26 protein-coding genes are annotated in these 22437 nt (G+C 44.3%); 6 read left to right on the forward strand and 20 right to left on the reverse strand.

Annotated elements, in window-relative coordinates; all coding sequences use genetic code 11:
• Position 1 precedes the first annotated feature (1 nt).
• The 3 genes from VV1_RS24850 to VV1_RS16600 are packed head-to-tail and all read right to left on the reverse strand — an operon-like array spanning position 2 to position 916.
• Positions 2-178: a hypothetical protein gene (locus tag VV1_RS24850; RefSeq protein WP_158306838.1), complete on the reverse strand. Its 177-nt coding sequence runs from the start codon at positions 176-178 to the stop codon at positions 2-4.
• Positions 175-708 (reverse strand): hypothetical protein, encoded by a 534-nt coding sequence (locus VV1_RS16595; RefSeq protein WP_011081270.1) that lies wholly within the window; start codon positions 706-708, stop codon positions 175-177. Before VV1_RS16595 ends, VV1_RS24850 begins: the two co-directional genes overlap by 4 nt.
• A 1-nt stretch (position 709) precedes the next feature.
• Positions 710-916: a hypothetical protein gene (locus VV1_RS16600; protein ID WP_011081271.1), complete on the reverse strand. Its 207-nt coding sequence runs from the start codon at positions 914-916 to the stop codon at positions 710-712.
• A 141-nt stretch (positions 917-1057) separates the two neighbouring features.
• Between VV1_RS16600 and VV1_RS16605 the strand changes: the two genes are divergently transcribed.
• Entirely contained in the window at positions 1058-1324 is a 267-nt protein-coding gene (locus VV1_RS16605; RefSeq protein ID WP_011081272.1) for a hypothetical protein, read from the forward strand.
• A gap of 1127 nt (positions 1325-2451) precedes the next feature.
• Here VV1_RS16605 and VV1_RS24015 read toward each other — a convergent pair.
• From VV1_RS24015 to VV1_RS16645, 9 genes are all read right to left on the reverse strand, one after another.
• A complete protein-coding gene (locus VV1_RS24015; protein ID WP_011081273.1) occupies positions 2452-2607 on the reverse strand; it encodes a YoaH family protein in 156 nt (51 codons plus the stop codon).
• A 44-nt stretch (positions 2608-2651) separates the two neighbouring features.
• The gene (locus VV1_RS16610) at positions 2652-3773 is read right to left on the reverse strand and encodes a conjugal transfer protein TraF (RefSeq protein ID WP_011081274.1); all 1122 of its coding nucleotides are present in this window, start codon (positions 3771-3773) and stop codon (positions 2652-2654) included.
• 63 nt (positions 3774-3836) lie between these two features.
• Positions 3837-4718, reverse strand: a complete 882-nt coding sequence (locus tag VV1_RS16615) for a DUF2861 family protein (RefSeq protein ID WP_011081275.1) — start codon at positions 4716-4718, stop codon at positions 3837-3839.
• Entirely contained in the window at positions 4718-5380 is a 663-nt protein-coding gene (vxrB, locus tag VV1_RS16620; protein ID WP_011081276.1) for a response regulator transcription factor VxrB, read from the reverse strand. Before vxrB ends, VV1_RS16615 begins: the two co-directional genes overlap by 1 nt.
• On the reverse strand, positions 5355-6827 hold the full coding sequence (vxrA, locus tag VV1_RS16625; protein WP_301280324.1) for a sensor histidine kinase VxrA: 1473 nt from the start codon (positions 6825-6827) through the stop codon (positions 5355-5357). The genes vxrB and vxrA overlap by 26 nt, the downstream gene beginning before the upstream one ends.
• Positions 6828-6951: 124 nt before the next feature.
• Positions 6952-8346, reverse strand: coding sequence for a Re/Si-specific NAD(P)(+) transhydrogenase subunit beta (gene pntB, locus VV1_RS16630; RefSeq protein ID WP_011081278.1), 1395 nt, complete (start codon positions 8344-8346; stop codon positions 6952-6954).
• A gap of 13 nt (positions 8347-8359) precedes the next feature.
• Positions 8360-9916 (reverse strand): Re/Si-specific NAD(P)(+) transhydrogenase subunit alpha, encoded by a 1557-nt coding sequence (locus VV1_RS16635; RefSeq protein WP_011081279.1) that lies wholly within the window; start codon positions 9914-9916, stop codon positions 8360-8362.
• A gap of 305 nt (positions 9917-10221) precedes the next feature.
• Positions 10222-10503, reverse strand: a complete 282-nt coding sequence (locus VV1_RS16640) for an HlyU family transcriptional regulator (RefSeq protein WP_011081280.1) — start codon at positions 10501-10503, stop codon at positions 10222-10224.
• A 6-nt stretch (positions 10504-10509) separates the two neighbouring features.
• Positions 10510-10884, reverse strand: coding sequence for a late competence development ComFB family protein (locus VV1_RS16645; RefSeq protein WP_011081281.1), 375 nt, complete (start codon positions 10882-10884; stop codon positions 10510-10512).
• 206 nt (positions 10885-11090) lie between these two features.
• Here VV1_RS16645 and VV1_RS16650 point away from each other — a divergent pair, with 206 nt between their 5' ends.
• Complete coding sequence (locus VV1_RS16650) at positions 11091-12335, forward strand: GGDEF domain-containing protein (RefSeq protein ID WP_011081282.1); 1245 nt, start codon at positions 11091-11093, stop codon at positions 12333-12335.
• 51 nt (positions 12336-12386) lie between these two features.
• On the opposite strand, the gene VV1_RS16655 is transcribed toward VV1_RS16650, so the two are convergent.
• Both VV1_RS16655 and VV1_RS16660 read right to left on the reverse strand, forming a co-directional pair.
• The gene (locus tag VV1_RS16655; protein ID WP_011081283.1) at positions 12387-13382 is read right to left on the reverse strand and encodes a Solitary outer membrane autotransporter beta-barrel domain; all 996 of its coding nucleotides are present in this window, start codon (positions 13380-13382) and stop codon (positions 12387-12389) included.
• A gap of 2 nt (positions 13383-13384) precedes the next feature.
• Positions 13385-14344 carry a GGDEF domain-containing response regulator gene (locus tag VV1_RS16660; protein WP_011081284.1) on the reverse strand — a complete coding sequence of 320 codons (960 nt, stop codon included), beginning with the start codon at positions 14342-14344 and terminating at the stop codon, positions 13385-13387.
• A gap of 139 nt (positions 14345-14483) precedes the next feature.
• Between VV1_RS16660 and VV1_RS16665 the strand changes: the two genes are divergently transcribed.
• Positions 14484-14921: a DUF3069 domain-containing protein gene (locus VV1_RS16665; RefSeq protein ID WP_011081285.1), complete on the forward strand. Its 438-nt coding sequence runs from the start codon at positions 14484-14486 to the stop codon at positions 14919-14921.
• 36 nt (positions 14922-14957) lie between these two features.
• Here VV1_RS16665 and VV1_RS16670 read toward each other — a convergent pair whose 3' ends face one another.
• Positions 14958-15440, reverse strand: coding sequence for a MarR family winged helix-turn-helix transcriptional regulator (locus VV1_RS16670; RefSeq protein WP_026130479.1), 483 nt, complete (start codon positions 15438-15440; stop codon positions 14958-14960).
• 110 nt (positions 15441-15550) lie between these two features.
• Between VV1_RS16670 and VV1_RS16675 the strand changes: the two genes are divergently transcribed.
• Complete coding sequence (locus VV1_RS16675) at positions 15551-16465, forward strand: DMT family transporter (RefSeq protein ID WP_011081287.1); 915 nt, start codon at positions 15551-15553, stop codon at positions 16463-16465.
• Positions 16466-16475: 10 nt separating this feature from the next.
• On the opposite strand, the gene modC is transcribed toward VV1_RS16675, so the two are convergent.
• Genes modC through VV1_RS16695 form a run of 4 tightly spaced genes read right to left on the reverse strand, consistent with a single transcriptional unit; the run spans position 16476 to position 20482 of the window.
• The gene (modC, locus tag VV1_RS16680) at positions 16476-17582 is read right to left on the reverse strand and encodes a molybdenum ABC transporter ATP-binding protein ModC (RefSeq protein ID WP_011081288.1); all 1107 of its coding nucleotides are present in this window, start codon (positions 17580-17582) and stop codon (positions 16476-16478) included.
• Positions 17582-18268 carry a molybdate ABC transporter permease subunit gene (gene modB, locus VV1_RS16685; protein ID WP_011081289.1) on the reverse strand — a complete coding sequence of 229 codons (687 nt, stop codon included), beginning with the start codon at positions 18266-18268 and terminating at the stop codon, positions 17582-17584. The genes modC and modB overlap by 1 nt, the downstream gene beginning before the upstream one ends.
• Positions 18265-19020, reverse strand: a complete 756-nt coding sequence (gene modA, locus VV1_RS16690) for a molybdate ABC transporter substrate-binding protein (RefSeq protein WP_011081290.1) — start codon at positions 19018-19020, stop codon at positions 18265-18267. Before modA ends, modB begins: the two co-directional genes overlap by 4 nt.
• Positions 19021-19030: 10 nt before the next feature.
• Complete coding sequence (locus VV1_RS16695) at positions 19031-20482, reverse strand: cobyric acid synthase (protein WP_011081291.1); 1452 nt, start codon at positions 20480-20482, stop codon at positions 19031-19033.
• 154 nt (positions 20483-20636) lie between these two features.
• Between VV1_RS16695 and VV1_RS16700 the strand changes: the two genes are divergently transcribed.
• Positions 20637-21005, forward strand: a complete 369-nt coding sequence (locus VV1_RS16700) for a YgiW/YdeI family stress tolerance OB fold protein (protein ID WP_011081292.1) — start codon at positions 20637-20639, stop codon at positions 21003-21005.
• Positions 21006-21149: 144 nt separating this feature from the next.
• Positions 21150-21686, forward strand: coding sequence for a hypothetical protein (locus tag VV1_RS16705; RefSeq protein ID WP_011081293.1), 537 nt, complete (start codon positions 21150-21152; stop codon positions 21684-21686).
• Between the two features lie 129 nt (positions 21687-21815).
• Here VV1_RS16705 and VV1_RS16710 read toward each other — a convergent pair whose 3' ends face one another.
• The gene (locus tag VV1_RS16710) at positions 21816-22433 is read right to left on the reverse strand and encodes an ATP-dependent zinc protease family protein (protein WP_011081294.1); all 618 of its coding nucleotides are present in this window, start codon (positions 22431-22433) and stop codon (positions 21816-21818) included.
• Between the last annotated feature and the right edge of the window lie 4 nt (positions 22434-22437).

Raw genomic sequence — 22437 nt, forward strand, 5'->3', positions numbered from 1 at the left:
ATCACCCCACTGACGCCCAGTTAAAAATAAAGGTCATGCAACCAACCACTGCCCAAGCCGACACAATTGCATTTCCTAAATCACTAAAACTAAAGATAAAAGGTGTTGGGTTGTAATCACGCCCCATCAAGAAACAAAAAAAGCCAATAAGGAACACCCCTAGAATTGAAAGGCTCATTGAACTCTCTCCCCAAGCTCTCTCAATCCACCTCTAGGCGAATTCAAATCCTCTAATTGGTCATTCCATGCAAAGAAACCTTTGCATTTTGGATGCGACACTAACGAATCCGCCGGATATTTCTCGATAACTTCTACCTGTTCACCCGCCTTAATAATTAAGTCAGTATGAATATGATGATCACATCTAAGAATTTTCTTAACTGCATGAGAAGATTCCGCGCCATCAACGGCCAATGCCTCCGGCGCTTCCTCTTGCTTGCGGATTTGGTTTCTATTTCGCTGTTCAATGAGCTTTAATCTCATTTTTAAATTCGTTTTTAGATTTGCGGCATCTTCAAATCTAAGTGTCCCCCACCGATTTTTAATAACACGTTCAATCAGTGTGCAAAGCTTTACTGCTCGTACTGGCGATAATATTGACTGTTGAATCTCATCCAACACAATAAAAGCGCCATTAAGCGAACCGCGCTTAAATGCATCTTCCGTTTCAACAACTAGCTTTCTAAATTCTTTTGATGATTTAATCATGCTACACCCCCACGCTTTGAACGTTTGATCGGCGTATCATGGCAAGCTGATAAGCGCGCTTAAATTCCGCCTGACCTTTGCGAGAAAAGCGATAATCTTTGCCGCCGGACTTCTTACACTGGTAGCCGTTGGGGAAATATTTCTGTTTGAGGTTTTCGAGAATGTTGAGCCCTGTATCAGTGGGCTGATGTGAATGTGTTCTTTCCATGTTCTAGCCTCCGCAAGCCGTTTCACATTTGTTTCGCTAATACGATATGGCAAGTTTTTTGTAGGCGCAATTAGCTTGCGGTAGTGAAACGAACAAAATGATCGCCTATGATTTAACAAATTGCGGACGGAGATAAACTCAATGATGAACTACACAAATGCACTTTTAGACCGCCTAAAAGCCAAGCTAGAACTGGGCTCAGACTATCAATTAGCTAAAGTTTTAGAGGTTGGTACTAGTAGAATCAGCAACTACCGCAACGGGCGCAGTGTTCTAGATTGGAATATAGCGTTTAAAATCGCCGATTTGTTAGAAGAAGATGATCAAAAAGTCGTCTTTGGATTGCTTGAGGATAAATACTCAAACCCTCGCCTAATCAATGCCTTACAAGAGGGCGCGCCCCATTAGCGCCCATTTACCACATCGTACATAATGCGCACTTATAATTGTAAGTGCCAGTTAGTAATGTCCGGTTTAGCCACTTTAAAATGTCCTCCCAAAATTAACAACATTGTTTGCTTTCGAGGCTTTAGCCGATGTTGATTACGACGAGTGAAAAAGACATTTATCGATTTGGGGTTCTGTCTGTCGTCCGTACAAGGCAGTTACGTCTAGTTGATGTTGCAGTCACTCTAGCTGTTTTGTTTGTAATATCTGGCGAACACTTAATCGACGCTCCACTTTAGGAGATCAAAGTCTCGCGCACGTTGCTCGTATATGATTGCCCGCCTGATGAACTTAAGGTTCAGCGAAACCGAGTCAAATGCTAACAACGAGAGAATATCTTAATGAATACGGCAAGCCCGTCGCGTTCTACTGCGATAAGCATTCGATTTTTCGCGTGAATCAGGAAAAGCAAAAACAACTAGCCATGTTTTAAGAGATGTACCGCCTAGCAACTCAAAAGCCGAGCATCAGGTATGACGCTCGGCTTTTTCGAGGAGCCAGGTTGGATATGCCCTGACATAAGAAATGTACCCAAAATCGCTTCGCTGAGTAAAACGTTAATAATAAGCTTTAGACGTAACTCAAGATAAACTGCTAATTATTACCTATTCAATTCAACCCAGCACGACTCAACTCACACCAGCTCATTTGATCAACTTTGATCAATTCTCACTCTTTCTCAATACCGAATTTTTTCATTAATCATTTTAGACATTCGTTAAATTTTCAAAGTTTATACACTCTAATCTTGAATTATAAAGGAACCACATAAGAGTAAGTACTTACAGCGTAACTTAGTGCACTTCTCAACATTTTATGCTGCACCAATTACTGCTCACAAACTCACCCTGTAATTTAATTACACAACAGACGTTACACTGTGTCAGAACAGCAAAACGGACCAACATAAACTGTTGATATATAAGAAAAGAAATCACCACCCCCTATCCAGCATCAAATCACACCACCCACCTAAAGATTCAGGTAAAGGTAATTGGTAAAAGTTTTACCTGATTTTTAATGTCAAAAAAAAGCAGAACCAAAAGGTTCTGCTTCGTTTCATTGGTTGATTTAGAGAAAGTAGATACTTACTTTGAACTTTGAGCTTTGTGCTCTGCCCTAATCTTTTCCGCGATGATTTTTATCGCTTGGGCAGTACTCATGCCTTCAGCCATTAGCTTCTGGATTTCTTCGACTGCTCTTTGTTGTTCTTGATGAGATAGCGGTGGGAGATCGTCAAACATAAAAAATCGGCTCCTTTGTTTAGGAGCCGACTATAACGAGATGCTTAATAGGTGGCAAGAAAATTGATGGATGCCCCCATCGCGTTTTCATTCGTATATCTGGCGGAGATATCCACTTCAAATAAATTGAGAGGTGAAAGACCAATACCGGCTGTAATTGTATCGTCTACATCGCGTGCCATGTTTTTCATGTAACCACCACGAATCTGCAGTTGTCTTAAGACATCAATTTCAAAACCCGCTCTCAACATTTGGCTATTGTCATCAAATGATGAAAACTTTTTCTCTTCATTAAGATCGTAGTCAACTGATAAGGTAAAGTAATCAGCAACGATCCCTGCCCCGACAGTATAAAGAGGTCTCATACTGTAGTCGTACGAAGGAATCGCCGTAGCTGGTGTTGTGCCTGTGAAGTCATAAGCTTTAGTTTGGATATCTCTTCCAATAAGATTTTTTGCTGCAACACCAATTCGAAATGGGCCGTAAAACCATAAAGCACCGGCGTCTAAATTGAAAATTGTTTCGCCGGTTTCGTTTTCTCTCACATCTCCAAGATCAAAATTGGCAAATGTTGAAGCAAATGAGTGGGTATAAACTCGTTGAAGTTTTGGTGTCACACCAAAAGCCATATGCTGGTAAAGGAAAGTTTGGTATTTGGCCAGTGAAACGCCGACTTCAGTTACTGATACAGAAACTGCTTGAACGTAGCTATTATCAGGATCTGGACCTGCTGCTACTTTAGGCGTGATAAAAGATTCGGTATAGAGCTTTCCATAAATCGTTGCAGATAAGAAACGATTCGGTATTCCAATTGCCAGCGCTCCGCCAAGCTCAAGATCTAGTTGATCGCCATCAATCGCAGTTAGGGCGGGCAACGCATCTGGACTGCCAGCTGCAATGAGTTTTCCTAAATTATCTATTTGATCTACAAGATCATGCGGATCATTATAAGTGATACCAAAGCTAGGAATAAGCATGCCAGCATCATCATTACGTCGGTACACAGCAGCAAGAGCTGGGTTAAAAAAGGGCGCTGTGAGATAAGTGGCGGAAACAGTACCTACTCCACCCATAGCGTCGCTTCGTGCTTCGATTGAATAATTAGCGGCATTTGCTGTGCCACAAAAAAGCATCGTTGCGTATAAATATCGATTGTTTAATTTCATCCTAAGACAACCCTTAGATTCCTTTTCTAGTAATATCGGCAGGATTAAAGATTTTTCAAGTTTTTATTCTTGTGTAATGTCGTATGTACGGCTAATGGTTTGTGATTGCTCAACGAGGATTTCACCTTGCCAACGTTTTGTGTTCATACTAACCGCGAGTACATAACGCTCGTTTGGAATCCCCTCTAATTCGAGACTATTCGGATAGTCAGATTCATAGGTTTTATTCCAAACTCGTTGATACTGACCATCAACATAGTCATACAAACCAACATTCATTTCGGGCAGTGGACAGTATGGGTTGTTTAAAGCAACTTTTTCTACGGTCCAATTTTCTTTTGATGACCATCTTACATATTGTGGGGCAATTGGTTCTCCCAATATCACCCAACCACTCCACACTTCTTGCCCTGCTGGTTGAACCACTAATTGGTAAAGGCCTGAGTCCAGCTTACCAGTGAGGTTATAGCGCTTCTGATATTGTTTTTCGTCGCCGCCATTAGTGACGCCGTCACCACTTATTTCAGTAAAAACACTATCTGATGAGACACTTCGATCGACCCACTTTCTCACCGCGAGGCTTTTTACTTCGACATTGGCTCGGATATCTATCACTAAACGATAGGTGTCTCTTCCTGGGCTTTGAATGGTTTGCCTGATAACTTTCACTCCAGTCAACCAATTCGGCAGCGTTTTCTTAGTGAGCGATTTGCCACAATCCCTATTCAAAGATTGGATTAACAAACTGTTTAAATGCTCTTTCAACGTATCTGTTGGTGATGATTGCCATACTTCGACTAACGACTCGAACATGCCGGGCAAATTATCTTCCAACAGATGTTGGTGTGCTTGCGTAAGAGGGGTGTTTTGTTCAAACCAGTCTACAGCGTAGACTGGTTGAGTAAGTGAAATGGCAAAGAATGGAACTAAAAGTGACTTACGCATTAACCTTTCATCTTATAGCCAACACCGCGAAGTGTTTCGATCTCTAAGCCCGCAAGCTTCTGTCGCAACTGCAATACATGTGTGTCTACGGTTCGAGTAGTTGGGAAGTGGTTGTAACCCCAAACATGATCTAACAGCTCATCACGAGTAAAAACTCGACCTAGATTGCTCGCCAAAAATAATAGGAGATCAAATTCTGTTCTTGTCAGTGTAATTTGCTCACCTTTAAAAAAGACTTCACGAGTCGATTTATCTATGACTAGGTTTTCTGTCTCTACTTTGTCGCTACTCCCTTGCTCGCTGGATTCAGGAGAACGAAGCTGGGCACGAATTCGCGCAAATAGTTCTGCTTCTGCAAACGGTTTGGTCAAATAATCGTTAGCACCGGAATCCAAGCCTGCGACTTTATCTTTGACAGTAACCAGTGCCGTAAGCAAAATCACTGGCACGTTTTTAGTTTTCTTCCAGCCAGGTAAATGCGAAATAGAATCGCCATCTGGTAATTGTCTATCAAGGATCACCAGATCAGCCTGAGGCCAAAGCGATTCAACTTCAGAAATGCGCTCAGCGTGCAAACACTCGTAACCGGCCTGCTCTAAACTTACTAATAGACCGTCTGCTAGGTTTTTATCATCTTCAACGAGAAGCAACGTCTGTTTCACAAGGTATCTCCAAAATAAACGTAGTTGGTGGACCAACGAGCTTCATTTTACCGCCCATTCGCCCGACCATAGATTCAACAATTGTTAAGCCAAGTCCCAAACCGCTTTTGCTGACAAATGGCTTGCGTAAATGTGACCAGTCCCTGCTGGTGAGTTTGCCATTATCGGTGACTCGGATTGTTAATTTACTGTCACCTGTTTGTACATCCAGTGTCACGGGGGCAACGCCGTATTTCACTGCGTTTCTAATCAAGTTATCAACGCAGGTTCCTAACCAATAGACATTAATTTTTGCTGATACATCTTGGTTAATTTTAAACTCAACACCTTCTGGAAACTCGTCTTCAATTTTAAAAAGCAACCACTCTTCTACAGAAGGAATCCAATCGGTCGCAAGCTGCTGGTTATCCGACTGGAGGTAATCCTTACTCGCTTCGGCTAGTTGTCTTAGTCGGCGAGTATCTTCACATAAACGTCGAAACTCATCATAAACTGTTTCCGGTAAGTGCTCAAACTCTCGACGAAAGCCCTCTACCGTTAGTGATAAACTGGCAATCGGAGTGCGAAGTTCATGTGTAAGAATCTGAAGTACCAACATACGACTTCTCAGCTCTTGGCGCTTGCTATTCCAACGGTACACTGCCCATCCGGCCACCAGCATGATATTGGCAATAACCAATACGATCATAGAGAAACGTAAGATTTGCGAATGGTCTTCTACATCCCAGCAAATATTTCCTCGCTGAACAAAACAACTTGCGTTATCCGCGCGAACACTTAAGGACAATCCCGCAGTTTCAACGTTGGTAGACCAAACACTCTTGTCGAATACGTGGTAATAGTCCCCTCGCCTTAGCCAAAGATCATCTTTATCCAAAAACATGATCGAACCAGCAATCAAAGCATTGATGGTTTCATCATCCATTGCTCTCAGACTGCTTAATAGTTCGTTACCTTCCTCATCCATTCGTTCCTTGATGTGCATGAATTTTTTTAGATTTTCATGCTCTTCTGGAAACTTTTGAATGTAGCGAGCGGCGTAAGTCCCGCCACCCGGATGAATCAATGCGGAACGAGAAAACCAGCGAGTATTAAGCTTCACCCCTTTACAAACTGAACGAGTGAAAACTAATGGCTCCGTGATCAATGGGCTGAGTGGTAGCTTGCCATTGCAGGTTTTGGACAGTTGATACAGTTGTTGTATGTCTTTCAGTGGGTAATTCGCCGTTTGTGGCAGCATTGAGTCAGGCGAAAGAAGTTTAGTAGGGAATGACGACTGTAAATCGCGGATGTCGTATGTTTTGCTTGCGGAATCATAATCAAATAACTCTGTGAAAAAATCAATGCGCTCCGGCAACGAGTCTGCCAGAGCACTGGGTACTAGGTTCACAGAAAGCAGCAATGATAAGCAGAGTTTTTTAATCAAAACATTGTACGACGTCGTTATTATTGCCCCCAATATACAACATATTCATGAAAGTTTACATTTGTGGGATTCGGTATTTGATTGGATCGATTAGAAAAACAACAAAAAGGCCAGCTTTTCAGCTGGCCTTCGTCTTTTAGGTAAATTATAACGCTTTTGAAATCGCATCCACGCTATCTTTGGCATCACCAAAGAGCATTGATGTGTTCTCTTTAAAGAACAATGGGTTCTGAACTCCAGCGTAGCCAGTATTCATTGAACGTTTGAAAACAATAACGTTTTTTGCATGCCAAACTTCCAATACTGGCATGCCGGCGATTGGGCTGTTTGGATCTTCTAGCGCAGCTGGGTTAACGGTGTCATTCGCACCAATAACCAACACGGTATCCGTGTCTGAGAAGTCGTCATTGATCTCATCCATTTCCAGAACGATGTCATAAGGCACTTTTGCTTCAGCGAGCAGCACGTTCATGTGACCTGGTAGACGACCCGCTACTGGGTGAATACCGAAACGAACATTCACACCTTGCGCACGCAGTTTTTCTGTGATCTCGTGAACTGGGTATTGAGCTTGTGCTACTGCCATGCCATATCCAGGAGTGATGATGACTGACTTGGAGTTTTTCAGCATATCCGCTACATCTTCTGCATTGATTTCACGATGCTCACCATACTCTTCATCACCGGAAATCACGACTTCCTGGCCAAAGCCACCGGCGATAACGCTGATAAACGAGCGGTTCATCGCTTTACACATGATGTACGAAAGAATTGCACCTGAAGAACCAACGAGAGCACCAGTCACGATCAACAGATCGTTTGCTAGCATGAAACCTGCCGCGGCAGCTGCCCAACCAGAGTAAGAGTTCAGCATAGAGACCACAACTGGCATATCCGCACCACCGATCGATGCCACCAAGTGGTAACCAAATGCGAAAGCAATCAGCGTCATCACAATTAAGGCAAACATACTGCCGTCTGCGTTAACAAAGTGAATCATAAGCAGAGTCGAAACAACGATAGCTGCGAGATTCATCTTGTGTTTATGAGGCAAGTTAAGTGGCGATGAAGAAATGATACCGCGTAACTTTCCGAATGCGACAATCGACCCAGTAAAGGTTACCGCACCAATGAACACGCCCAAAAATACTTCAACTAAGTGAATTACGTGTTCTGCGTGCATTCCCGCTGGGTCAAGAGAGACTGGCGCAGGTGGTTCAAGATAGCTGTTGTAACCAACCAAAACAGCCGCCATACCCACAAAACTATGTAGAATGGCCACTAATTCTGGCATTTCTGTCATTTCAACTTTCTTAGCGTAGTGGATACCAATACCACCACCAATCACCATGGCAACAATGACCCAAGCAAAACCTTCCGCACTAGGACTGAAGATGGTTGCAAGTAGCGCAATTGCCATACCGGCAATGCCGTAGTAGTTCCCTGATCTTGCTGATTCTTGCTTAGATAGACCAGCAAGGCTCAGAATAAAAAATAGTGCAGCAACGATATAGGCCGCCTGTACTAATCCTGCAGACATTGGTTACTCCCTATTATTTATCTTTGCGGAACATTTCGAGCATGCGTTTGGTTACCGTAAAGCCACCAAAAATATTAATGCTCGCGATCAACACAGCAATAAACGCCAAAAACGTCACTGCCCCATTTCCTTGGCCAATCTGTAACAAGGCACCGACAACGATGATCCCCGAAATCGCATTGGTTACCGACATCAGCGGAGTGTGAAGTGCGTGTGTGACATTCCATACCACGTAGTACCCCACAACACACGCTAAAACGAATACCGTAAAATGTGCGAGGAACGCGGCTGGCGCAACGGATGCAATCCATGCGAATGCACCGACACCCACTGCAAGTCCGGCCAGTTTTTTCACTGGAGAAACGGGCTCTTGTACTTTTAGTGCTGGCTTTTCAACCGCTTTTGGTTTGGCTTGAGGCTGAGCAGAAACTTGAATTGGTGGCGCAGGCCAGGTGATTTCACCATCTTTAACCACCGTGACACCACGTAGTACAACATCTTCGAAATCGATATTGATGTTGCCATCTTTTTCTTTACACAACAGTTTGAAAAGGTTAACTAAGTTTGTTGCATAAAGTTGTGAAGATTGAGTCGGCAAACGACCAACCATGTCGGTGTAACCGATCACTTTTACGCCGTTAGCCGTCGTGATAACTTGGTTTGCGATTGTGTATTCGCAGTTACCACCGTTAGCAGCAGCAAGGTCAACAATCACACTGCCCGCTTTCATGCTATCTACCATTTCCTTGGTAATCAGCTTAGGCGCTGGCTTACCTGGAATCAGTGCGGTTGTGATAATGATATCAACATCTTTCGCCTGTGCAGCATACAGCTCCGCAGCTTTCTTGTTGAAGTCATCAGACATCTCTTTCGCATAACCGTCACCAGAACCAGCAGCTTCTTGGTAATCAACAGAAAGAAACTCTGCACCCATGGATTCCACTTGTTCTTTAACTTCTGGACGAACGTCAAAAGCACGAACAATAGCACCTAGGCTACCAGCAGCACCGATAGCAGCCAAACCAGCAACACCCGCACCGGCGACAAACACTTTCGCTGGTGGTACCTTACCTGCAGCAGTAATCTGCCCTGTAAAGAAACGCCCAAACTCATGTGCTGCTTCAACAACCGCTCGATAACCGGCGATGTTGGCCATTGAAGACAACGCATCCAGTGCCTGAGCACGAGAGATACGTGGCACCGCATCCATAGCCAGCACATTGATGTTCTTACTAGAGAGTTGTTCCATCAACTGAGGGTTTTGAGCTGGCCAAATAAAGCTAACCAACGTTGCGCCTTCTTTGATCAACGCAATCTCGTCAATGCTTTTCTCTTCATCGATAATTGGCGCATTGACTTTAAGTATCAGCTCAGAATTCCAAGCTTCTTCTTTAGAAACCATTTTCGCACCAGCTGATTCATATGCTGAATCATCAAAGCTGGCTAACGCCCCCGCTTGGGTTTCGACAACAACGTCAAACCCCAATTTAATTAGCTGCTCAACCGAACTTGGCGAAGCAGCGACTCGCGTTTCTCCCGCGAGTAGTTCTCTTGGTACACCAATTTGCATAGCTATTCCTTGACTATTGGCCTTGTTAATCATCTTTTTGTATCTAACGCAGGATGCGACTTCAAGTGTTTTGTAGTTAAAATACAAATTTTCATTACATATAACCCTATGTAATGAAGGAACTCTACGCACCCCGCGAAATAAAACAACGACATATCAACAAGACAGAGGTCCTACCAGACCTTGAATTATTGGTTATTTTACAACCACATAGATTAAATTTTTGCGTAACAAACAAAAAGAGCCACCAGCATAAACACTAATGGCTCTTGTGATGATGACAGGAATCAAAACCCGAGAAACTTTTAGCTAAATATCTCGTCTCTCATCTGGTCAATGAACATTTGCGCCTTTTTGACCATCAACTCGTTTGCATCTGCTTCAGAGGTCAAAACATCCGATCGGATGAATCGATGACTTTTTAGTTCGCCCTCTACCTCTTTTGTAATTCTACCAGCGACGCGATATTGACCGCCTTCTTGTAAACTCTCGGCATAAATCAAAAAGCCTTTATGCTCAATTGGCTCAATTTCTTTCTTTGCTTCACTATCTTTTGAAGACCCAAACAGGCGTGAAAATAACCCCATTATTCCTCACTCATGTGGTTTGTTGAATTTCAATATCGGTTTCTCAAACCATTCAAGCGGCGCGTTGTCATCGTAATTCACGTGAAAGAAAACCACGGGAATATCGTCTGAACGATGTTGTCTTCTATCTTCAACGATCATGCTTTCGGCATTTTTAACGGCAACTTCACTGTTGTGTTTGAACTGAACTACCCTCTCTTCAGGTAGTGCAGATAAAAAATCGATATCAAAGCGGATATAAACAGGTTTGAGTTGCACAAGCGCTAAACACGCTAAATCGGCCAATTGTTCCGACGTGTACTTACTCACATACTCATCCTGAGCGAGAACCTGACCAACCAGAGTTTCCATGTAATTATGAACATCGACACTGATTTGCATTAAAGCATCTCCTTGTTTTTATTATGCTCGGTACATCAACAGTATACGCAGCGGCTTTTTGAAACCAAGCTTTGTCATTCACTTTTACTGTCATTATCAATAAATCACTACTTAAGTTTAGCAAAAGGCTTGGAAAATCCAGAAATAATCGTATTCTACTAGGTTCTTCATACCCATTCGTTAGTGTTATAGGAAGTCAGCGGTTAATGACGTCTCCGGTAGTTAGTAGTGCTCAGTTTAAAATCTTCTTTCCCGTCGGTTTACTCGGGATTGTGGCAATGGGGATGGATAACATCATCGTCATGACACAAGCAAACTGGGGGTTGGCTGCAAACTTGCCTTATATCTTGCTCGGGACCGTTTTTTTACTCTGTAGTGTATTCAAACAAGGCCGCATTGCGATGATCGCAATGGCAATGATCATTACCTACTCTGTTATTCAAAACCGCCTGCAAATTCCGTTAAGCAGTGGGAGTGTTTTACTCGAGCTCTCTTTACTTGCTTTCTTACTGCCAGTGGCTTGTTTTGTCGTCTATCTGTTTAACGCTTCAGGCATGCACAGCAAGTCCATTGCCACTTACGGATTGGTCCTTGGCGTGTTAACAGTTTGGTCTTTCATCTTCCTTAGCTACTTTCAAGAAGCAGGTTTTGAGCATTGGAATAATGGATTGCTCTTCTCTGTCGCTGCGATTTCAAAATTGCCTCTTTTGCTTGTGGCCTATTGCACTGCCATCGTTTTGGCCACGGCGATTTTGGTTCTGAAGCACAATCGCCCTATTGAGGTGTCGATTTATACGTGTTTGCTCTTAGCTTCAACCACCTTTACGTTTTTTGATGTGAAGTTCATCTCCAGTACCATGTTCACCTTGGCAGGAATTTTGCTGATTATGCATGTGGTCCAGGCCAGTCATGAGCTGGCATTTATCGATGTGCTGACACAACTACCAAGCCGCCGCGCGTTAGAAATGGACGTTAAACACTTAGGTCGACGTTTTTCTATCGCCATGATCGATGTGGATCATTTTAAAAAATTTAACGACACCTATGGGCATGACACTGGCGATGACGTTTTGAAACTTGTTGGCTCTCGCTTGCTCTTAATTAAGGGCGGAGCAAAGGTTTATCGTTATGGTGGAGAAGAATTTACCGTGGTGTTTAAAGGGAAAACCTCGAAAGAAGTACAAGGTTACCTAGATGACATTCGAGAAGATATTGCGAACTACGATCTCGTTTTAAGGAATGACACGACACGCCCAAGCAAAGCGAGTGAAGGAAAGAAACGTCGTGGCACTCAAGAAAATACAATGAACACGGTCAATGTAACGGTCAGTATTGGTGTGTCAGACAGCCGTTCTTCGAAAGATCCAGATACCATTCGTAGCTTGGCAGACGAAGCCTTGTATAAAGCGAAGAAAGCAGGTAGAAACCAAGTCATGACGAAGGTCGAATAAATACCGATTTGTCAGACTCTTTCCCTTGCCAAATATTTGAAATTTATGGCGTCAATCTTGGTTAAAGAAGAGCACTAAACTCCCGCCCTTCAGAGCACTACCATAATTAAGGCTTAAGCCGATACCAACATTGTCTACCCACTGCGTTTTGAAAGGCGGTGTCATTAACCATCCGACACTCGCTTCATAATAGTGATGCGTACCGAGCGACTCGGAAGTATCGCCTCCAACATCAACCCGATTAAAACTCGTGTAAACAGATTGAACTGCACGTCCCCACTTTTCGAAGTCGTAGAACATTTTGACACCGTTAACCCAATACCAACCTTCTGGGTTACCAACCTGCCCTCGGTTTGCTTCACCCCAACCTTGGCCATAAAAATAATGTGCCGAGCTCCAGTAATACCACTTTCCCCAAGGCTTCATTTGTAAATATTTGGCTTGTACATTAGGCTCAGCGACCAAAGCCCAAGCATCGGTATTAACCAAATAACCATCGATGACACTTTTATAATCCGCCAATGCATCGCTGCGATAGGTATAGTCACTTCGGTAATACATTAAATGCGCCCCAATGGAGGCATCAAAAGTCCAGTTTTCGCTCAGTTGTCGTGAGTTTGTGTACTCAAGAAATGCGCCAAGCACATACTCGCGATGGCTATCGGACACCCCAACATCTGCGATGGAAACGTCTTGTTCAATACCTAGAGCAGATAAACGACCTTGCAGGCTGTGTTTTATTTGGCTGTCGGAATCCTCGTACAAGGCAAACTCAAACGGGAGCGTTGATACACCAATTTTTTTGCGCAAATTGACTGAATCGGCACTTCCCAGCTCTTCATTGTCGAGATTTAGCCATTCATTCGGGTCAAAGTCGTGAAAGCCAACAGTAAAAACATCACTGTCGGTAAGAACAATGGCCGTTGCAAAGTTTCGCTCCAGCTCTTTTTGGATTAGGTCATTGAGCTCTTGGGCAGACAATGCAAAGGAAGGCAGCAAGATTATGGCAAAAACTGAGGTACTCACAGCAAAAGGAAAACGTAGCATAATTAAGATGCTCTGAAAGTCACGTAACGGTTTTTACCTTCTAACTTGGCTTGATAAAGCGCCTTATCAGCAAACTGATAAATTGTCTGCAGTTCTTCCCTACCATTTGGAATAAAAGTGTAGACACCTTGTGACAAGGTAACAACATCAGATACAGCAGAAAATGCATGCGGGTAACTGAGGTCCGCAACCGCTTTATGAATTCTTTCCGCTGCTTTAACGGCTTGCTCTGCATCACTGCCACCAAGTAACACGACAAACTCTTCACCGCCGTAGCGACCGACACAGTCAGCATTACGTTGAAACAAACTCTTAATTGTATTCGCCGTGGCTTGAAGACATTTGTCCCCTTCAATATGGCCATAGTTGTCGTTAAACAATTTGAAGTTATCGATATCCAAAAGGATGACACTGATTGGTAAACGGTGCCGTCCGTACCAGCCTAACATTTGCCCCAACTGCTCATCGATATAACGGCGATTGTAAATCTTCGTTAGGCCATCTTCGTTTGCCTGCTGTTGCAATAACGCATTTAGCTCAGCCAGTTTCGCGGTTTTCTTTTTTAGCTCTCGACGCATATGTGCAATGCGCTGCATCGCGATCAACTTAGAGCTGAGTACCAATTTATCGACGGGCTTGGTTAAGTAGTCATCTCCCCCGGCTTCTATCGCTTTTGCGATCACTTCAGGTTCTTCATGACTACTGAGGAATATAATGGGTACCCACTCTTCAAACTGAGTACGAATCGCTTTGGAAACATCAAAGCCATCCATTTCTGGCATACTGATATCAAGCAAAACCAGCTCAGGGTCAAACTCTTCGTACAAGCGCAATGCTTCTCTACCACTCGAAACCGCCTCGACAATATGCCCAAGCTGTTTCAAGCGAATGGCAAGCTGCATTCTATCGAGTTGCACGTCATCGACCAGCATAATGCGCATGGATGAGCCAGTTGATATCATCGTTTCCTCTATCGGACTTCACATCTGTTACTAAAGGTATATCATATCAACTTGCTGGTTTCATCCAGCTTATACCGTAATACGTTGACTTTTTTGAAGATCACCTTACTATTCCGCTTTTTTAAATGAGAGACGTGTCATGTCAGAAGCAAATACTCCAGAAAAACAACCCATCGACCTAGCAACGATTTCACCTGAATTACGTCAGGTTATCGAGTTTGACCAGGTTCCAGAAGCAATGTTTGAGATGGTAACGTCTATCCATGAAGTTTCTGAAGAAGCCGTCCGTGAAGCTTGGGATTCACTACCTGCAAGCGCGCAAAACGTACTAGACAATTTTGAACAGTTCCACGCACTGATCTCTGTAAGCCAAGCGTTCGCCGGCGTTAACGTGATGGAAGAGTTCCCTACAATGAATCTTCCAGAAGGCATGAGTGAAGAAGAGAAAGATGCCTACCGCGCTCAACTGCTAGACCACGTACTCTTTAATTGTGTTAAGGACATGGTAAAACAGCTTAAGAAAGCGCGTCGCGACCCTATTCTGAAACGCGATTTCCGCGACGTATTCGCTAAGTAATGTAAAAAGCTGCTCACATGAGCAGCTTTTTTTATCTTATTCGAACTGCCCCAACCACTCTTTAAGCACAGCGTTCAAAGCTTGTTTCTGTGGCTGTGAAAGATTTTTCAATAGCGCATGTTGAATCGCAACATGTTCTTCTATCAGCTTATTCACTGTCACCAATCCATGTTCTGTGAGCTCGACAGTAACGCTGCGTCGATCTTCCTTGCTGTGTTGGCGCGAAATCAGACCTTTTTGCTCAAGCTTATCTAAACGGTTGGTCATTGCCCCAGAAGTCAGCATCAAAGACCCCAATAACTCCGATGGCGTCAGACGATATGGCGCGCCACTTCTACGCAGAGTCGCAACCACGTCAAACTCTCCCATCTTGAGATCGTAACGTTTGTGCACCTCACCCACTGCGCTTTCCAAGTATTTGGTGATGCGGAATACGCGCCCCATGATAGCCATAGGCTCGGTATCTAACTCTGGTCGCTCTCTATCCCACTGCTCTACTACACGATCAATTGCATCCATCATCTTATCTCAATCATTAGCTTGCGAGATATCTTAATATAAAGATACTTTACTTTCATCAAAAATAGGCATACATTGAGTTTAATTATCTCAATGTAAAGATATTTAATATGAACATACTTATCGCTATGATACCTGCCTTTTTTTGGGGAACGACCTACGCTGTTACACAAGCAACGTTGGCTGACTGGCCACCGCTGTTACTGGGTGCATTAAGAGCGCTCCCCGCAGGGTTGCTTTTACTATTGGTTAAACCCACGTTGCCGAATCGTCGCCAAATAATCACCTTGCTTAAACTTGGAACCATCAACATTGCGGCCTTTTTTGCACTCATTTTCGTGATGGCGTTGACGCTACCATCTGCAATCTCTGGTGTAGGCATGATATCAGTGCCTGTTTTCGCGATGCTTTTTCATTGGGTTGTCGCCAAACAAGCGCCAAGTAAAGTTCAAGCTTTATGCGGTTTCGGATTGATTAGTTTTGCTTGGTTCTTGTTTGACCCTAGCCACTTGGCTCTTAGTCCCATCGGATTGTTGGCCATGTTGTCTGCGATTTTCTGCATTATTATTGGCAGTCGTATCACCAAATCACTCGGAACAGAGATGCACTGGTGGCTTATCCTTACCTGGCAGTTGATCTTTGGTGGTATCGTATTGTCGCTTGCATCGTTCGCTCAGTTCGTTGTTGAGCCCACTCCCTACTATCAAGCATGGCAACAGTTAGATGGCCAAAATTTCATTGGCCTCGGTTGGATAGTTTTAATGAATACAGCGCTGGGATATGGCTTGTACGTTTGGCTATTACAACGAATGTCTGTGGTCGATTTTACGTTCGGTGGGATTGCAAATCCCGTTGCCGGTATCGTGTGTGGGGTTCTGCTGGTTGGCGAATCTTATACTTTTCATCAGTTTTCCCTGATGGCCGGGATGATTTTAATGTCACTTCTGCCGCAAATTGTCGGGTTGCTCTCTTCTAAAAAACGTCAGAAGCGACAAAAGGTGACATTGTCACCAAGCAATTCATGACATCAATAGACTAATGTGTGAGTGCGATATCCCTTTGAGTCACACTCACCCCTTTGATCTGTGCAAACACACGGTCACCCTGTTTAAGATTAAGATCGGCCAACGCCCACGGGGTAATGGTCGCCCATAGAAAGCAATCTTGGGTCAACGCCAGTTTAACCGCGATGCTCTCTTTATCTTCTGCAGGGTGTCTTTTCTCAACACGCTCGACCTTCGCCTCAATAATATTACGAATTGAGGTTTTCTGCGGTTGAACGAGCGTAATGGAAACATCATTCGCCCGCACCTGGAGACGAATATCGCTACCGAGGGGCGCGTCAATCTTTTGCACCCACAGCGACGCTGTTGACGACAACATGACACGAGTCAAGGCGTATTGAGGGTGCTGTTCTGCAATGTTGGCATTAAACAAAGTGCTTTGTTCGGAGAATGATTGCCACGGGCGCATTGCTTGCGAAGACCACACTTCAGACAACAAACCGGAAGCGACAATCTGACCTCTATCCAACACCGTGAGGTGATCTGCTAGTCGCAAGATCTCTTGCAGACTATGGGTGACATACACAATGGGTATTTCGAAGCTTTCCGAAAGCTTCTCAAGAAAGGGAAGCACTTCTTTTTTCCGCGGCATATCGAGCGAGGCCAGCGGCTCGTCCATTAATAGAATCTTGGGTGATGATAACAGTGCACGGCCAATCGCAACGCGTTGTTTTTCACCGCCAGACAGAGAAGCAGGATAGCGTTTTAGTAATGGTTGTAGCGCGAGGAGCGTCACCACTTTATCAAACATCTCTGCGTCGTACTGTTTGACGCCATACTTCAAATTGCCTTCAACATGATAGTGAGGAAATAAGCGAGAATCTTGGAATACGTAACCAATATTCCGTTGGTGTACGGGGACATTAATACCTAAAACCGAATCAAACAGCACGTCCGAGTTCAGCGCTATACGCCCTTGCTCGGGTTGAGTTAGTCCGCTGATCACATTGATAATTGACGTTTTACCTGCACCAGAACGACCAAAAATCGCGCTAACACCTTTGCTCGGAAGTTGTAATTCGATATCGAAAACAACATGACCCAACGTTTGTTTGAACGCAACTTGGAGACCCTTCATCACTTCGCTCCCAATCGTTGTTTGGCTTTTCTGTTCAACCACTCTGATACCAATAAAGTAGACAGTGCGATAGCAATTGAAATCACACATAGTCTTGCCGCTTGCGCTTCTGCACCCGGTGTCTCGATAAAATTAAACATGGCAAGAGGCAAAGTTTGTGTTGCGCCAGGAATGTTGGAAACAAAACTGATGGTTGCCCCAAACTCCCCGAGACTGCGTGCAAAAGCCAACATCGATCCCGAAATGATCCCGGGCAGCATCAGAGGTAATGTGATGGTGAGAAAGACTTTTATTGGTGATGCACCGAGCGTCGCCGCTGCTTGCTCTAGTTTGCTGTCGACACTTTCTAAACTGATTCGAATAGAACGCACCATCAAAGGCAGCGCAACGACCCAACAAGCCAATACCGCCCCTTTCCAGTTAAACGCAAAGGACAAGCCAAACATTTCATACAACCAACTTCCTAGCACGCCTTGGCGCCCCATCGCAATAAGCAACAAATAACCAATCACAACCGGAGGAAGAACCAAAGGAAGATGTATTGCGCTATCAAGTAGGGTTTTGCCCGGAAAGCATTTTCGTGCCAATAGCCAAGCGAAAAACACGCCAAATGGCAGTAACCAGATCACCGTATAAAAACCCACTTTTAGGCTAAGTATTAACGCTTGGTATTCGAGTTCGCTCACGATTTCTCCAACGTTGTAAAACCATGTTTTTGAAATATGGCAGTGGCTTCTGGACCCATAAGATAATTGAAGAACGCTTTGGCGGATTCGGATTGAGTGATCAACCCAGCAGGGTAAGTAATGGGATCGTAGAGCGCTTGCTCAGGTGTCACGAGTATCTTCACTTTCTGCGACATGCGCGCATCAGTTTGGTAAACGATGCCTAACTTTGCTTCATCTCGCTCTACTAACGCAAGGGCTAAGCGAACGTTTTTGCTCGGCGCGACATGGCTCGACACCGCATTCCACACATCGGCATTTTGCAACATTTGTTTGGCGTACATACCAGCAGGTACAGAGTTGGTATCGCCTAGGGCGAGCCAATTGCCTGTTAGAAGCCTCTGCCACTGGACTTTGGATGAAACATCAAGAGTTACATTGTTGTTTTTATTGGTAATAACAACCAACTTATTGGAAAGTAAATTTGTGACACTGTCGCTTTTGATAACCTCATGTTGGACCAGGTAGTCCATCCATTGGTTATTGGCAGAGATAAAAATGTCACCCGGTGCACCGCTGAGCAACTGCCTTGAGAGGGACGACGAGCCACCGTAAATTGCCTGTACTTTGTGATGGTTCTGACGTTCGTAACTCTCTATCACATCATTGATGGCATTCGTCAGTGACGATGCGGCATAAACGCGCGTTGTTTGTTGTGCACTCACCGCAGGCGCTAGCATTAGTAGCAGTAAACTCAGCCATTTGTTCATCATACTTCGCTCTCTATATGCCCAATTGACTCAGGTCCAAATGTTCTTCAATGGCATCGGCGATTCGGTCTATCGCCTGCTCCTTAAGTTGTTGGTGATTCTGAGCCTTGATTCGCACTCCATTGACCCACTCACAAATCAGCTCTAATACGGCTTCGGAGTCTAAGAAACCATGTAGATAACTGCCCATGATCTGCCCGCATTCGCTTAGTGCGCCTTCAAGCTGGCCATCATCGTTGGTGATCGGTTGATATTCATTCACTTGCGATCGCCCAACGTGTATCTCATAGCCAGTCACGTTAACGTGTTTTCCGTTTAGTGATAACTGCCCTTTAGTGTTAATCAAACACTTATCTTGGGTAAGTTCCGTGCGCGTTTTTAAGAGTCCGAGCCCTACGCTTTCGCCGGGTTCACCTTCCACACCAAACGGATCGCTGATCGACTCCCCTAACATTTGGTAGCCACCACAGATCCCTAACACCTTACCACCAAAGCGCAAATGTCTTAGAATATCCTTGTCCCAACCTTGTTCTCGAAGGTATCGAAGATCGTCACGCACTGATTTGGAACCGGGCAAGATGATCAAATCCGCGTGCTCTAATCGCTCTCCTTTGCCCACGTAACGCAAGTCAATTTGGGGATGCAGTCTGAGCACATCAAAATCCGTATGATTGCTAATCCTCGTCAGCACAGGAACCACGACTTTTAGCTTAACCTCACCAGACAACTCTTGTTGTGAGGTAATCGCATCTTCTGCCTCGAGATTCAATCCATGAAGAAATGGCAGAACGCCAATGACGGGCTTACCTGTTTTCTCTTCGAGCCAATCGAGCCCCGATTCAAGCAACTTAATGTCACCGCGAAAACGGTTGATAACGAATCCCTTCACTCGCGCTTGTTCCGATGGAGAGAGCAATGCCAAGGTGCCATAAAGGTGTGCGAAAACGCCACCGCGATCGATATCAGCGACGATAATCACTGGGACATCGGCTTCTTCGGCAAAACCCATGTTGGCTATGTCATTCTGACGCAAATTGATTTCAGCAGGACTGCCGGCCCCTTCGATCATGATGGCTTGATATTCATCTTTTAAACGAGCGAAAGAGTCCATCACCGTATCCATCGCCACTTTTTTGTAATTGTGGAAGCCATAGGCATCCATATTGGTCAATGCCTTACCTTGCAAAATAATCTGTGCGCCAGTATCGCTATTGGGTTTGATCAAAACCGGATTCATGTGAACGCTCGGCTCAATGCGACACGCTTGCGCTTGAACCGCCTGAGCTCGACCTATTTCACCACCTTCTTTCGTCACCGCACTATTGAGGGCCATATTTTGTGGTTTGAAAGGGGCAACGTTTACGCCTTTACGAGCCAATACGCGGCAGAGACCTGCCACCAATACGCTTTTTCCCGCATCAGAGGTAGTGCCTTGCACCATGAGCGTGGTTACTTTTGCTTCCATTTTTTATCGTCGCTATTCAAGGGAGGCCTATTTTAGCCTTTTTTGACACTTTAGAAAATGAATCCAATATGAATCAAGCGCTAAGCAATCATTCAAATCTGTTTTGTTCTAATACCCTTATCGAAACAACCTCGGTTAAACATAGGAAAAGAACATGAACAAAACACTTATTATCGCAATCGCTGCTTTGACAACCACACCAGCCATCGCGCTCGCCAACAACTCTTCAACGGTACAAGGTATCAGTTTTGACGGTCCGGTGAATGTATCGGTCGTTTCCGAACTGCTGAAAGATTCAAATATGTTTACGGAGAAAGATGTCGTCGTTGAAGGAACGTTGGTCCGCCAACTCAATAAAGATACCTATATTTTCACCGATGGCAGCGCCGAGATTCAAGTAGAGCTCGATGACGATATTCGTTTTACACAAACCATTAACAGCAATACACGCCTGCGCTTGTTTGGTGAGTTTGAGGGCGGCAATACCCCTGAGATTGAAGTCGATAGTTTGACGCTGCTTTAACACACCAAATAGCCAGAGTGGTACGAGTACGCTGCTTTTTCGCTTAATACACTCATTTACGTCATATTATTTTTAAGTTTGGCCTGCTATTTGCAGGCTTTTTTTGTAAAATACGGGCGTTAATTTTTTGGCTTTGGAGATCTCATGCTAGGTAAAGCTCTCAAAACAACCTTGTTGGGTGTATGTACTTTGCTCCCAATAACAGCAAGTGCAAACAACTTCAACTACAACATGTTTGAGGTGCGTATGGGGTCAAGCCCAGGCACTTTCGGTGCGGAGTTCAACACTTACTTCACGGAAAATACACACTTTGTCGGACGCTTTGACAGTGAATTTAGTGGGGACTGGGATCTTGCTGGTGGTATTGGTTTTAATGGTCCTATGGGGCAATTTGCCGATATTTATGGCCAAATGCTGATTCACAACATTAAAAACAGATCGAGCGATAAAATCGGTGATGAATGGAAAACCGAAGTTAACATTGGTGCTCGTGTTTGGTTGATGCAAAATGTCGAAGTTCATGGACGATTGGGGCAATTGATCTCCAATGACAGTAACAACTCTATTGTCGGTATTGGCGCTCGATTCCATTCAACTCAACAACTTTCTATCGGGGCAGACCTTCGTAATAACGGCACTTATGGACATCAGATCCTAATGTCGGTCAACTTTATGTTCTAACTCCCTCGCTGCTATCGCCTAGTTTCTAGTTTCTAGTTTCTTTTTAGAAGCTACACATAACAAGCGTTAAGCAAAAACAAAGGGCCAAATTGGCCCTTTGTTCGTAGTACTTATCGTGTTCGCTTTTCGCTACTTCGTTGTCGGCTTATCTTGAACGTATTTCTGTGAAACATCGACAATTGCGACGTCTTTGAAGAAGCTACGCCCTAACAATACAGGGAAAGTTAAATGCGTTCTGTCGGTTAGCGTGAACTCGGTTTTTTCTTTGAGATCACCAATTTGAATCCAAGCTAGCACGACAGCGCGCTTTTGCGTTCCTTCCGCACTGGATTGGCGAATGTGAACCCAGCGTTCAACAGGTAACGCGATTTCGTTACTATTGATGCCATCATGCTCGATTTTGAACTTAACCCAATCTTTGCCATCACGCTCAAACTCAACCAAATCAACCGCACTGATGGATGAAGTTGTTGCTCCAGTATCAATTCGAGACTTAAACACCTCATTTAACCCCGGAACGTACACCCACTCTTCTTCACCAAGAATCAACTTCCCGTCAGATGTTTTATGGGCTTTAAGTTCAAGCACTGGGCGCTCTGGTTTGGGCTGAGGCTTTGTCTGCTTTACTGGTTCTTCTTTAATTTCCGACTTATTTTCTGCTGAAGCATCTACCGTTGCTGGTGTCACTGCACAAGCAGTTAAGCCGCCGCTAAGTAGTAAAGGCAAAATAAGTTTCAATTTCTTCATCCAA

The sequence above is a fragment of the Vibrio vulnificus CMCP6 genome (assembly GCF_000039765.1).
GTDB lineage: Bacteria > Pseudomonadota > Gammaproteobacteria > Enterobacterales > Vibrionaceae > Vibrio > Vibrio vulnificus_B.